The organism is Duganella sp. CF402, assembly GCF_900109645.1.
Classification (GTDB): domain Bacteria; phylum Pseudomonadota; class Gammaproteobacteria; order Burkholderiales; family Burkholderiaceae_D; genus Rugamonas.
On record NZ_FOBG01000001.1, the window covers coordinates 3,935,585 to 3,948,041 of the forward strand.

At 61.6% G+C, this 12,457-nt stretch carries 11 protein-coding genes; 6 read left to right on the forward strand and 5 right to left on the reverse strand.

What is annotated here, in order from left to right:
- Positions 1-77: 77 nt before the first annotated feature.
- Together BMZ70_RS17675 and BMZ70_RS17680 are read right to left on the reverse strand one after the other, a co-directional pair.
- Positions 78-1,112 (reverse strand): LacI family DNA-binding transcriptional regulator, encoded by a 1,035-nt coding sequence (locus tag BMZ70_RS17675; protein ID WP_092277136.1) that lies wholly within the window; start codon positions 1,110-1,112, stop codon positions 78-80.
- Positions 1,113-1,115: 3 nt separating this feature from the next.
- Complete coding sequence (locus BMZ70_RS17680) at positions 1,116-1,724, reverse strand: glutathione S-transferase N-terminal domain-containing protein (protein ID WP_092277139.1); 609 nt, start codon at positions 1,722-1,724, stop codon at positions 1,116-1,118.
- Positions 1,725-1,828: 104 nt separating this feature from the next.
- On the opposite strand from BMZ70_RS17680, the gene purB reads away from it, so the two are divergent.
- From purB to BMZ70_RS17700, 4 genes are all read left to right on the forward strand, one after another.
- Complete coding sequence (gene purB, locus BMZ70_RS17685) at positions 1,829-3,205, forward strand: adenylosuccinate lyase (RefSeq protein WP_092277143.1); 1,377 nt, start codon at positions 1,829-1,831, stop codon at positions 3,203-3,205.
- 135 nt (positions 3,206-3,340) lie between these two features.
- Complete coding sequence (locus BMZ70_RS17690) at positions 3,341-3,868, forward strand: cytochrome b (RefSeq protein ID WP_092277146.1); 528 nt, start codon at positions 3,341-3,343, stop codon at positions 3,866-3,868.
- Between the two features lie 25 nt (positions 3,869-3,893).
- On the forward strand, positions 3,894-4,445 hold the full coding sequence (locus BMZ70_RS17695; protein ID WP_092277149.1) for a YceI family protein: 552 nt from the start codon (positions 3,894-3,896) through the stop codon (positions 4,443-4,445).
- 22 nt (positions 4,446-4,467) lie between these two features.
- Positions 4,468-5,034: a YceI family protein gene (locus BMZ70_RS17700; RefSeq protein WP_092277151.1), complete on the forward strand. Its 567-nt coding sequence runs from the start codon at positions 4,468-4,470 to the stop codon at positions 5,032-5,034.
- Here the strand turns inward: BMZ70_RS17700 and BMZ70_RS17705 are convergent.
- Genes BMZ70_RS17705 through BMZ70_RS17715 form a run of 3 tightly spaced genes read right to left on the reverse strand, consistent with a single transcriptional unit; the run spans position 5,021 to position 9,313 of the window.
- On the reverse strand, positions 5,021-6,265 hold the full coding sequence (locus BMZ70_RS17705) for an anaerobic sulfatase maturase (protein ID WP_092277154.1): 1,245 nt from the start codon (positions 6,263-6,265) through the stop codon (positions 5,021-5,023). The genes BMZ70_RS17700 and BMZ70_RS17705 overlap by 14 nt on opposite strands.
- Complete coding sequence (locus tag BMZ70_RS17710) at positions 6,262-8,568, reverse strand: sulfatase family protein (protein ID WP_092277157.1); 2,307 nt, start codon at positions 8,566-8,568, stop codon at positions 6,262-6,264. Before BMZ70_RS17710 ends, BMZ70_RS17705 begins: the two co-directional genes overlap by 4 nt.
- Positions 8,546-9,313 carry a sterol desaturase family protein gene (locus tag BMZ70_RS17715; RefSeq protein WP_207231493.1) on the reverse strand — a complete coding sequence of 256 codons (768 nt, stop codon included), beginning with the start codon at positions 9,311-9,313 and terminating at the stop codon, positions 8,546-8,548. Before BMZ70_RS17715 ends, BMZ70_RS17710 begins: the two co-directional genes overlap by 23 nt.
- A gap of 193 nt (positions 9,314-9,506) precedes the next feature.
- On the opposite strand from BMZ70_RS17715, the gene BMZ70_RS17720 reads away from it, so the two are divergent.
- Both BMZ70_RS17720 and BMZ70_RS17725 read left to right on the forward strand, forming a co-directional pair.
- Positions 9,507-10,148 carry a TetR/AcrR family transcriptional regulator gene (locus tag BMZ70_RS17720; protein WP_092277163.1) on the forward strand — a complete coding sequence of 214 codons (642 nt, stop codon included), beginning with the start codon at positions 9,507-9,509 and terminating at the stop codon, positions 10,146-10,148.
- 54 nt (positions 10,149-10,202) lie between these two features.
- The gene (locus BMZ70_RS17725; protein ID WP_092277166.1) at positions 10,203-12,356 is read left to right on the forward strand and encodes a S46 family peptidase; all 2,154 of its coding nucleotides are present in this window, start codon (positions 10,203-10,205) and stop codon (positions 12,354-12,356) included.
- Positions 12,357-12,457: the final 101 nt, after the last annotated feature.

Genomic DNA, 12,457 nt, shown 5'->3' on the forward strand with positions numbered 1-12,457 from the left:
TTATGCAATCGATTGCATAAAAATGCAAAACACTTTTTAAAACGGCTTTTAAAGCCGATTGCAATCGGTTGCACAAATCACACAGAACTGGCGCGGACGATCAGTTGGGTAGGTAGTTGCAGCGAGGGTGCCGGACGGCCCTCGGTCAGTTCCAGCAGCGAGGCCACCAGCGCACGGCCGGCCTCTTGCACTGGTTGCTGCACCGTAGTCAACGGCGGGTGGAAGTAGCTGGAAAGTTCGATATCGTCGTAGCCGATCACGGCCACGCGACCCGGCACGTCGACGCCTTGCTGGCGCAGGGTGTTAATCGCGGTCATGGCCATCAGGTCGCTGCCGGCAAACACGGCGTCGAACGACACGCCGCGCGCTTGCAGTTCCTCGACCGCAAGGCGGCCGCCATCCGGCACAAACGACGCCGGCACCAGCAGCGCCGGGTCGGCCGCCATGCCGGCCGCCGCCAGGGCCTTGCACAAGCCCTCATAGCGCTGGCCGATTTCCGGCAGGTTGATATCGCCAAAGAAGGCGATGCGCTTGCGGCCTTGCGCCAGCAAGTGCGCGCCGGCCAGCTCGCCGCCGGCCACATTGTCGCCGCCGACGGTGCAGTACAGCTGCTGCGGTAGTTGCGCGCCCCACACCACGATCGGCACATGGCGTGCCGCCAATTGGTTGAGCTGGTCGTGATGGCGCCACTGGCCGATCAGCACGATGCCGATCACGCGGCCGGTATCGAACGGCGCGGCGGCCGCATCGAGCTCGCTGGCGTCCACCCGCGAGACCAGCATGTCGAAGCCCTGCTCGGTCAGCGCGTCGGCCAGGCTGCCCAGCATGGACAGGAAAAACGGATCGGACAGGTGCTGGCGGGTGGCCGGGTCATACGGCACCACCACGCCGACGGTGCGGTTCTGCTTCATGCGCAGGTTTTGCGCACCGATATTGATGTTGTACTTGAGCGAGCGCGCCAGCTCCATGACGCGGGTGCGCGTCTCCTCGCTAATCAGCTTGCTGCCGGCCAGCGCGCGCGAGACGGTGGAAGTCGACACGCCCGCCAGCCGCGCAATGTCGGCCATTTGCAGGCGCCGGCTTTCTGCTTCTGGCGGCGTGGTTTTCGGCATGGATTACGCTGGCACCGTGTCCTTGAACGACTGGCGCTCGGACAGCTTGTCGTACAGCCTGGCCAGGTTAGGATAATCGTCGCGCCAGGCGATGTCCGGGAAGCGGAACGACAGCCAGCCCAGCGCGCAACCCACCGCCACATCGGCCAGCGAGTAATGGATGCCGGCGCAGTAAGCCTGCTCGCCCAGCTGGGTCGACATGGCCTTCAGGCCGAGGGCCACCTTGCCCATCTGGCGCGCCATCCACTCTTCGCTCTGCAGTTCTTTTGGACGCATGGTGCGCTCCAGGCGCACGCTCACGGCTGCATCCAGCATGCCGTCGGCCAGCGCTTCCCAGCACTTGATGTCGGCGCGCTCGCGGCCGTTGGGCGGCAGCAGCTTGCACACCGGGGTCAGCGTATCGAGGTATTCGGCCATCACGCGCGAGTCGTACATCACCGAGCCATCTTCCATCACCAGGCTGGGCACTTTGCCGAGCGGGTTCAGTTGGCTGATGGTGGTGTCCGCCGCCCACACATTTTCCAGTTCAAACTGGTAATCGAGCTTTTTTTCCGCCAGCACGACACGTACTTTGCGGACATAAGGACTGGCGAGGGAACCGATAAGTTTCATAGACGCTCATAGAGGAAGAACAGGGCCCAGTATAACATCGGCGGCTTCGTGCCCGGCCAATGGTAAAATCACGGTCTGCTCTCTCAACTTCCGTTCTTTCCATCATGACCACTACTCCTTACTCCACGCTGTCGGCCCTGTCGCCGCTGGACGGCCGCTACGCTGGTAAAACCGATCTGCTGCGTCCTATCCTGTCCGAATCCGGCTTCATGCACCACCGCGTCAAAGTAGAAATCTCCTGGCTGCAAGCGCTGTCGCTGGCCGGTTTCGCGGAAATCAAGCCGTTCTCGGCCGCAGGCAACGCCCTGCTGGACAAGATCGCCAACGAATTCACCGAAAAAGATGCGGCCCGCATCAAGGAAATCGAAGCCGTCACCAACCACGACGTCAAGGCCGTGGAATACTGGCTGAAGGAGCAAGTCAAGGATGTGCCGGAACTGGTGGCCGCGTCGGAGTTCATCCACTTCGCCTGCACCTCGGAAGACATCAACAACACCTCGCACGGCATGATGCTCAAGGCCGCGCGCGACAACGTCATGCTGCCATCGCTGCGCAACGTGATCGCCAAGCTGACCGAGATCGCCCACGCCAACGCCGAACTGCCGATGCTGTCGCGCACCCACGGCCAGACCGCCAGCCCGACCACCCTGGGCAAGGAAATGGCCAACGTCGTGGCCCGTCTGCAGCGCGCCATCAAGCGCATCGAACAGGTGGAAATCCTGGGCAAGATGAACGGCGCGGTCGGCAACTACAACGCCCACCTGTCGGCCTACCCAGCGTTCGACTGGCCGGCGTTCTCCAAAGCCGTAATCGAGCAGCGCCTGGGCCTGGTGTTCAACCCATACACCATCCAGATCGAACCGCACGACTACATGGCAGAACTGTTCGACGCCTTCGCGCGCGCCAACACCATCCTGCTGGACCTGAACCGCGACATCTGGAGCTACGTCTCGCTGGGCTACTTCAAGCAGAAACTGAAAGCCGGCGAAATCGGTTCGTCGACCATGCCGCACAAGGTCAACCCGATCGACTTCGAAAACTCGGAAGGCAACCTGGGCCTGGCTAACGCCGTGCTGAAGCACCTGTCGGAAAAACTGCCGGTCTCGCGCCTGCAACGCGACCTGACCGATTCGACCGTGCTGCGCAACATCGGCGTCGGCTTCGGCTACACCCTGCTGGCTTACGACAGCTGCCTGCGCGGCCTGAACAAGCTGGAAGTGAACCCGGCCCGCCTGGAAGCCGACCTGGACGCCAACTGGGAAGTGCTGGCCGAGCCAGTGCAGACCGTGATGCGCCGCTACGGCATCGAGAACCCGTACGAGCAGCTGAAAGAGCTGACCCGTGGCAAAGGCATCTCCAAAGTCGCGCTGCAAGAGTTCATCAACGGCCTGGCCGTGCCGCAGGAAGCCAAGGACCTGATGCTGGCCATGACCCCGGCCAACTACACCGGCATCGCCGCAGCTCTGGCAAAAGCCATCTGATGTAGAAAAGCAATCTAGCTTAAACTAGCCCCGACGACGCCTGCGTCCCGGGGCTTTTTTTCGCCCGTCGCCAGCACGCTTGCGAATTGTTTGGTATATTTAGTCCTAACACGTACTATTTCTTCGGAGCCGCATATGCCACGCTATACCAAAATCGCCATGTTGCTGCATTGGCTAGTCGCCTTGCTCATCATTGCCACCTTCTTCCTCGGGCTGTCGATGGTCGCCATCCCCGGCTTCTCGCCGACCAAGCTCAAATACTTCTCCTGGCACAAATGGATGGGCGTCACCGTGCTGTTCCTGGCCGTGATCCGCATCCTGTGGCGCAAGGCCAACCGCCCGCCACCACCGCTGGCGTCGATCCCGGCGTGGCAGCACAAGATCGCCGACGGCATGCACGTGCTGCTGTACCTGCTGATCTTCGCGGTGCCGATTTCGGGCTACCTGTACTCGTACGCCGCCGGCGTGCCGGTGGTCTACCTGGGCCTGTGGCAAATGCCAGCCGTGATCGCTCCGGATCCTGAACTTAAGGCAACTTTAAAAACTGTTCATTATGTTTTGACCATGACGATGGCAGCCGCAGTAGTCGCCCACGCCCTGGCCGCACTGAAGCACCACTTTATCGACCGCGACGTCACGCTGAAACGCATGCTGCCGCTGTAATCCCACTCACATTGGAGCCTGACACATGAACACCTTTAAAAAAATCGCCCTCGTCTCGATGCTTGGCGTGGCCTTTGCCGCCAGCGCCGCCGCCCTGAAAACCGATCCGGCCAAGAGCACCGTGACCGCCACCTTCAAGCAAATGAACGTGCCGATCGACGCCAAATTCAAGAAATTCACCGCCAACATCGACTACGACGCGGCCAAGCCGGAAACCGCCAAGGCCACGGTCGAAGTGGAAACCGCCAGCATGGACCTGGGCGACGCCGACTACAACAAGGAAGTCGCCAAGAAAGAATGGTTCAACGCCGCGCAATTCCCGAAAGCCACCTTCGTCTCGTCCTCGATCAAGCCAGCCGGCGCCGGCAAGCTGACCGTGACCGGCAAGCTGACCATCAAGGGCAAGGCCGCCGACGTCACCTTCCCGCTGACCGTCAAAGCCGACGGCAAGAACCAGGTGTTTGAAGGCGCGCTGCCGATCAAGCGCCTGGCCTACAACATCGGCGAAGGCGAATGGAAAGACACCAGCATGGTGGCCGACGACGTCACCATCAAGTTCCACGTAGTAGCTCAATAAACCACCAAGGGAGACCTCCACGATGAAAGCACAAATCCTGATCGCTACGCTGCTGGCCGCTTCGGCCACGTCCGCCATTGCCGCCACCTACAACATCGACCCGACGCACACCTACCCGAGCTTCGAGGCCGATCACATGGGCCTGTCGGTATGGCGCGGCAAGTTCGACAAGACCAGCGGCACCGTGACTCTGGATGCGGCCGCCAAGACCGGCGCGCTGGACATTAAAATCGATCCGGCCTCGATCGACTTTGGCTTCGACAAAATGAACACCCACGCCAAGGGCGCGGACATGTTCAACGTGGAAAAATTCCCGACCATCACCTACACCAGCAAATCGTTCAAGTTTGAGGGCGACAAGCTGGTGGCGGTGGACGGCGAGCTGACCATGCTGGGCGTGACCAAGCCGGTGGCGCTGAAAGTGAACAAATTCAAGTGCATCATCCACCCGCGCCTGAAGCGTGAAGTGTGCGGCGCCGACGCCACCGCCGAGTTCAAGCGCAGCGACTTCGGTCTGAACTACGGCCTGCCGAACTTCTCGCCGGAAGTGAAACTGGCGATCCAGATCGAAGCCATCAAGGCTGACTAAGTTGTACCGCAAGGGGGCCTTTGAAGGCCTCCATGATCAGCGACGCCGGCTGGCCGTGGCTGATCAGCTTGCCCATCGCGTTCATGTACTGGGTGATGTGCTTGAAGTATTTCTTGTAGCTCGGGCACAGGTAGTTCAGGCCAGCCTCGCCGTTCGGCGCGTGCGCGAAGCGGTTCTTCGGGCACTCGCCGTGGCAGGCGAATAAATACGGGCACTGCCTGCATTCATCCGGCAGCGTGCCGGATTTGGCCTCGCCAAACGCCTGCTGCTGCGCCGACGTCGCCAGCGCGCCCACCTCCACCTGATTCAAATTCCCCAGCAAGTGTTCCGGGTACGCGAAGTGATCGCAGGAGTACACGTCGCCATTGTGCTCAACGATCAGCGCTTTGCCGCAATTCTCCGAGAACAGGCACACCGTCGACGGCAAGCCCAGGAACGAGGCCAGCGCCCACTCGAAATTCATCACGTAGACCTTGCCCACGTCATGCCGCACCCACTCGTTGAAGATGGCGATCAGGAAATCGCCATACTCTTCGCGGCCCACGCTTTGCGGCGCCATCGCCAGTATCGGCCGTGACTGGCTGACCTGCCCCGGCTTGGCAAACGTCAGGCTGATGGCGTGCTCGGCGCGGTCCGGCAAGCGCTCCACCACCGGATTGAACTGCACGTGCGTCACGCCCTCGCGCTTGAGGAAGTGGTACAGCTCCAGTGGCTGTTTGGCCGTGCGGCTGGTCACCGTCACCAGCACATTGAATTCGATGCGGTATTGCCGCAGCAAGGCAATGCCGCGCATCACCGCATCAAACGTCGGCCGGCCCTGCTTGTCGACGCGATCTGCGTCGTGCAGTTCGCGCGGTCCATCCAGACTGATCCCCACCATGAAGCCAGCGCCGGCCAGGAAAGCGCACCATTCGTCGTCCAGCAGCGTGCCGTTGGTTTGCAGCGAATTGCTGATGCGCTTGCCATTGGCCAGCTCCTGCTGGATTTCCACTGCGCGCTGGTAGAACGCCAGACCACGCAGCATCGGTTCGCCGCCCTGCCAGGTGAACAGCACTTCCGGCCCCGGCTCGTTCGCGATGCTCTGCGCGATGTACGCACGCAGCACGTCCTCACTCATCAGGAAGCGATTGCGCGCCGGATACAGCTGCTCCTTCTCAAGATAGAAGCAGTAGCTGCAATCCAGATTGCACAAGGGCCCGGCCGGCTTGGCCATCAGGTGGAGACCACTCATTTCTTGAACGCGACCAGCGTGCTCACCACTTGCCTGTTGATGCTGCTGACCACGCGGCTGCCCAGCGGCGCCTTGTAGTCGATGGTGATCTTGTCCAGCTTGCCGGTGAAGTTGTACGGCACTTTGTACTTCTCGCTGACCGGCGTTTGCTGGTCACGGCCGACGTCAAAGCCTTCATCGTAGGCGAAGTAGGCGATGCCGAATTTCACCGGCGCCGTGCCCTTGCCGATGCGCTTGCCATCCTGATACAGCGTGATATCGGCGCCGCTCCACAGGTTGGGGCTGAACTCCACGGTCAGCTTGGTCTTGCCCGGCTTGATCGCTTCCTCCGACGCAATCAGCGCCGCTTCAAAGCCATTGGTTTGCGCGTAGTACAGCTTGCCATCCTGGACGAACAGGCTGGAACCGCCGAAGCGTCCGCCATTCGCCACCAGCACGCCTTCCGCGCCGTTGGCAGGAATCTCCACCTCCGCCGTCAAGCGGAAGTAGGTGCTGTTGATGACCGGCGCGGTCAGCGGGAACAGGTGGCCGACGTCAGGTTTCAACTCCACTACTTCCTGTCCTTTGTAGGCGCTGTGGCTGCTGGCGAAGTCCTTGAACAAGGTGTCCTTCAGCGGGAACACGTTGTACTTCTTGCCTTCGCTGTCAAACAGCGCTTTCAGCTCCTTCAGTTTTTCCGGATGCTTGGCGGCCAGGTCGTTGACTTCGGTCGGATCGGCATTCAGGTCGTACAGCTCCCACGTATCTTTATCGAACGCCGTGCCGACCTTGTGCAGCGTGCCGGCTTTCCAGCCGTTGCTGTAGATGGCGCGGGAGCCGTTGATTTCGTAGTACTGCGTCACATGGCGCGACGGCGCGCTGGCATTCGCCACCGAATACGCCAGGCTGGTGCCTTCGATCTTGTCCTGCTTGACGCCGTTCACTTGCGCCGGCGCGTCTACCTTCGCCAGCTCCAGCGTGGTCGGCAGCAAATCGATCACATGGCCGTACTGCGTGCGCAGGCCGCCCTTCTGCTGGATGCCGCGCGGATAAGACAGGATCAGAGGATTGCGCGTGCCGCCTTCCGAGTTGGCATCCTGCTTCCACTGCTTGAACGGCACGTTGGTCGCCTGCGCCCAGCCCAGCGGATAGTTCGGCGACGAATAGTCGGTGCCGATCTTGTCGATGTTCTTCAGCTGCTGCGAGATATCCGCGTTCGGATACAGCACAGCGGCCAGGCCGTTGGTGGTACCGTTGTCCGTACCTTCCTTGCTGGCGCCGTTGTCGCCGATGACCACCGCGATGATGGTGTTGTCGAACTGCCCGCTCTGCTTGAGCTGGTTGATCAGGCGGCCGATCTCCGCATCGGTGTAGCTGAGGAAGCCGGCATAGGTTTCAAAGTAGCGCGCGTACAGACGCTTCTCGTCCGCGCTCAGCGAAGCCCACGCCTTCACGCCTGGATTGCGAGCCGGCAGCACGGTGTTCTGTGGAATCAGGCCCAGCTTCTTCTGGTTGGCGAACGCGGTTTCGCGATACGCATCCCAGCCCGCGTCGAACTTGCCCTTGTACTTGTCGATCCACTCCTTGGCCACCTGGTGCGGCGCGTGCGTGGCGCCCGGCGCGTAGTACAGGAAGAACGGCTGGTTAGGGTGCTCGATCTTCTGGCGGCTGACGTACTGGATGGCCTTGTCGGTCAGCAGTTCGTTGAGATGGCGGCCTTGCGGATCATCATCCAGCGACTTGGTGCCTTCCACCAGCTGCGGGTGCCACTGGTCGGTCTCGCCGTACAGGAAGCCGTAGTACTGCTCGAAGCCCTTGCCGGTCGGCCAGCGGTTGAACGGACCTTTCGGGCCGGCCTCTTCCACCGGCGCGAGGTGCCATTTGCCAACCGCGAAAGTGTTGTAGCCCTTGTCCTTGAGGATTTCCGCCACCGTCGCCTTGCTGGCCGGGATGCGCGCATTGTAGCCCGGCGCGTCGGTCGCGGTTTCCGGGAACAGGCCGACACCCACGCTGTGGTGGTTGCGGCCGGTCAGCAGCGCCGCGCGCGTTGGCGAGCTGATCGCCGTGGTGTGGAAGTTGGTATAGCGCAGGCCTTGCGCCGCCAGCGCATCGAGGTTGGGCGTATCGACCAGACCGCCGAAGGCCGAACTGGCGCCGTAGCCCACATCGTCCAGCAGAATCCACAGCACGTTCGGCGCGCCCTGTTCGGACTTGTTGCTGGCCGGCTTGGCCGGTGCGGCCTGGTTGACCGCATCGGCGGCAGGCGCGATGGCAACCGCCAGCGCACCAGTCAGCAGCGCACTATTGCGCGGCACGTGGTTCATGTTGAATCTCCTTATCGTTCAAGTTGACTTGTGCCGGCTGTTTGCCCCGGCTGGTGCGGAAAATCGGGTACAGCCATTGCACGTACCACTTCTCGGTGCCGTGCTCGTAGTCCTCTTCCAGCCCGAAAGCCGGCGGATAGCGGCGCGTGATGACGGCCGTGCCGAACAGCACATCCCACAGGAACAGCAGGTTGCTGAAGTTGCCCTTGTAGTGGCCGATGCCGTCGTTGTCGTGCAGCGCGTGGTGCGCGAAGTGAGTGGCGGGCGTGGAGATGGTGCGTTCAATTACCCACGCCAGCGGATGCAGCCACGCGTGGCGATACAGGAAGCTGTCCCAGCGCAGCTCGCTGTGCGCAGCCGCCGTCACGACGATTTTCAGCAGGTGGTAGGCCACGTACACCTTGCCGAAGCCGACGAAGATCAGCGCGCCGCTCAGCCACAGGTTAGGCATCAGCAGGTAGTAAAACAAGCTGTTGCGCAGCCAGATCTTGATGCCCATGTACGGCGCCGCGTGATGCACGCGGTGCAGCGGCCACATCGCCTTGAAGGTATGTGCCGAACGGTGCCACCAGTACTGCACCAGATCATCCAGCAGCAGGAAGGCGATGAATTGCAGCCACAGCGGCGTATCGGCCAGCGCATTGCGGCCTGCCGGCCAGATCCAGCCGGCCAGCGCGGCGCTGCCGATGGAGATGATGGGCCCGATCACGGCGATCGACTGCAGCAGCGACAGCCCGTCCAGCAAATGGTTCTGCCAGCCCAGTCCCTTGAACCGGGTGCGGCCCAGCGCGATTTCAACCAGCAGGAAGCCGAAGAAAATGGCGAGGAAGATAGCGATGATAATCCCCTATAATTAATGTAACGATTGCGTTACATTAGCTGGGTGTTATCAGGCTGGGAACGAATTAAAACAGTTTTGCTTATGACATAATTCCATCATGACCGCTCCACAGATTGCCGCTGCCGGCCGCCCCACCCTCGACGCTTCCAAAGAACTCGCCGTCCGCATCCTTGAAGCGGCGCGCGACGAATTCCTTGCGCGCGGCATCGACGGCGCCAGCATCGAAGGCATCGCCGCTGCCGCCGGCTGCTCCAAGCTGACCATCTACCGCCGCTTCGGCAGCAAGAACGAACTGTTCATGGCGCTGATGCGGGCACGCACCCCGGACTACGCGGCGCAATTCACCATCGACACCACGCAAGCGCCGGAGCAGGTGCTGTACCAGCTGGGACTGGCCATCGCCGCCTTCTTCTTCAGGCCGGACAACCTGCGTTTCATCCGCATGCTGGCAGCCGAGATGAGCCGCGTGGAAGGCCTGCCTGAACTGATGCGGGACGAGGCCGCGCAGTTCCGCAAGCCGGTCATACAATGCCTGGAAGCGCTGAAAGCCAGCGGCAAAGGCCGGTTCGAGGACTCGACACTGGCGGCAATCCAGTTCATCAACCTATGCGTGCTGGGCCACTTCTACCTGATCGCCGGCTACAGCGAGGCCGCCGTCTCGCCCGAGCAACAGGAAAAGCTGGTGCGCTCCGCAGTGGCGCTGTTTGTTTCCACCTATTTCCCATCAAATACCGGTTGACGTTTACGTAAGGTCTGACGATACTTTGCTCGCCACAATCTACCTGGACTAACAATGAAAAAATCCCTCCTCGTGCTCGCCATCCTGAGCACCGCAGCCCAAGCCGACGAAGGCATGTGGATGCCGCAGCAGCTGCCACAAGTAGCCAAGCAACTGAAAGCCGCCGGCCTGAAACTGGATCCCGCCACCCTGACCAAACTGACCGAATTCCCGATGGGCGCCATCGTCAGCCTGGGCGGCTGCTCGGCTTCCTTCGTGTCGCCGCAAGGCCTGGTCGCCACCAACCACCACTGCGTGTACGGCAGCGTGGCGCACAACTCGACGCCGGAACGCAACCTGCTGGCCAATGGCTTCCTCGCGCATAACTTCGGCGAGGAACTGCCGGCCGCACCGGGCAGCCGCATCTTCGTCACCAAGGCCGTGACCGATGTGAGCAAGCAGATCATCACGCCGGCCGTGGCCAAGCTGAGCGGCAAAGCCCGCAGCGACGCCATCGAAAAAAACCAGAAGGCGCTGCAGACCGAATGCGAGAAGGATGCGGGCCACCGCTGCACCGTGTCGTCCTACTACGGCGGCCTGGAGTTCTACCTGATCAAGCAACTGGAAATCCGCGACGTGCGCCTGGTGCACGCGCCGCCTGAAGGCGTGGGCAAGTTCGGCGGCGACACCGACAACTGGATGTGGCCGCGCCACACCGGCGACTATGGCTTCTACCGCGCCTACGTCAGCAAGGACGGCAAGGCCGCCGACTACAGCAAGGACAACGTGCCTTACGTGCCGCAGCACTACCTGAAGCTGGCCAAGGAAGGCAGCAAGGAGGGCGACTTCATCATGGTGCTGGGCTACCCTGGCCGCACCAACCGCCACCGCCTGCCATCGGAAGTGGCGTTCACCTTCGACTGGAGCTATCCGGCATTCGTGAAGTCCTCGGCTGAAAACCTGGCCATCATTGCCGACACCACCAAGGACAACAAGGACACCGCGCTGAAATATGCGTCGCAAGTGGCCAACATCAACAACTACTACAAGAACCGCCAGGGCATGCTGGATTCCTACGCCGGCAGCGATATGCTCAAGCGTAAATCGGCCGAGCACGAAGCGCTGAAAACGTGGATCAACGCCGACGCCAAGCGCAAGGCCGAGTACGCCGGCGATATCGAAGCGGTGGAAAAGCTGATCGCCCAGCGCGACGCCGAATACAAGCGCGACTACAACTTCGGCTCGTCCAAGCCGCGCCTGCTGAACACCGCACGCACGCTGTACCGCCTGGCCAATGAAAACACCAAGCCGGACGCCGAACGCAAGTCGGGCTACCAGCAGCGCGATGTGCCGCGCATCAAATCGGCGGTGGATGCGCTGGTGCGCAACTACGACGAGAAGGTCGACAAGGCGCTGGTGCTGAACAGCCTGGCCAAGTACGCAGCGCAGCCAGCGGCAGAGCGCAACGCCGCATTTGACGCCGTGGTCGGCATCAAGGACGGCATGGGCAAGGCCGAGCTGCAAGCGGCACTGGACAAGCTGTACGCCGGCAGCAAGCTGGGCGACGCCGCCGAGCGCAAGGCATGGCTGGAGCGCAAGCCGGAAGACTTCAAGGCCAGCGACGACGCCTTCATCAAGGCCGCCGTGGCACTGTACGAGCCGGACCTGAAAGCGGAAGCCGAAGAGGAAGAACTGGGCGGCAAGCTGCAGCAAGCCTACGGCAACTACATGAAGGCCAAGATCGCCTACATGAACAGCAAGGGCCAGGCGGTTTATCCTGACGCGAACAGCACCCTGCGCGTGACCTTCGGCAAGATCGCCGGCCGCGACAAGGGCGCCGACGGCACCTCGTGGAAGGCCTTCACCACCGTGGAAGGCGTGGCCGCCAAAGCCACCGGCGAAGGCGAATTCAACGCCCCGGCCGCGCAGCTGAAAGCGATCAAGGCCAAGGACTTCGGCAAGTATGTCGATCCTGTGCTGAAGTCGGTACCGGTGGCCTACCTGGCGACGCTGGACATCACCGGCGGCAACTCCGGCTCAGCCGCGCTGAACAGCAAGGGCGAATGGATCGGCCTGGCGTTTGACGGCACGCTCGACTCCATCATCTCCGACTGGGACTTCAACAAGGCGATGACCCGCGACATCCAGGTCGACCTGCGCTACATCCTGTGGAACATGAAACACGTCGACCACGCCGACAACCTGCTGAAAGAAATGAACGCCGAATAAGCGTCTCCCTCTTCAGCCAGAAGCCACGCCGCAGAAATGCGGCGTGGCTTTTTCTTTGGATAGGTTACATTAGCGGTTCCCTCAACCAGCCCGAAGGAGAT

Bases quoted from the DNA above. Each gene is read 5' to 3' on its own strand.
- BMZ70_RS17700 (WP_092277151.1), top strand. From the start codon at position 4,468: ATGAAAGCACAAATCCTGATCGCTACGCTGCTGGCCGCTTCGGCCACG.
- BMZ70_RS17695 (WP_092277149.1), top strand. From the start codon at position 3,894: ATGAACACCTTTAAAAAAATCGCCCTCGTCTCGATGCTTGGCGTGGCC.
- BMZ70_RS17725 (WP_092277166.1), top strand. From the start codon at position 10,203: ATGAAAAAATCCCTCCTCGTGCTCGCCATCCTGAGCACCGCAGCCCAA.
- BMZ70_RS17705 (WP_092277154.1), bottom strand. From the start codon at position 6,265: ATGAGTGGTCTCCACCTGATGGCCAAGCCGGCCGGGCCCTTGTGCAAT.
- BMZ70_RS17680 (WP_092277139.1), bottom strand. From the start codon at position 1,724: ATGAAACTTATCGGTTCCCTCGCCAGTCCTTATGTCCGCAAAGTACGT.
- BMZ70_RS17690 (WP_092277146.1), top strand. From the start codon at position 3,341: ATGCCACGCTATACCAAAATCGCCATGTTGCTGCATTGGCTAGTCGCC.
- purB (WP_092277143.1), top strand. From the start codon at position 1,829: ATGACCACTACTCCTTACTCCACGCTGTCGGCCCTGTCGCCGCTGGAC.
- BMZ70_RS17710 (WP_092277157.1), bottom strand. From the start codon at position 8,568: ATGAACCACGTGCCGCGCAATAGTGCGCTGCTGACTGGTGCGCTGGCG.
- BMZ70_RS17675 (WP_092277136.1), bottom strand. From the start codon at position 1,112: ATGCCGAAAACCACGCCGCCAGAAGCAGAAAGCCGGCGCCTGCAAATG.
- BMZ70_RS17720 (WP_092277163.1), top strand. From the start codon at position 9,507: ATGACCGCTCCACAGATTGCCGCTGCCGGCCGCCCCACCCTCGACGCT.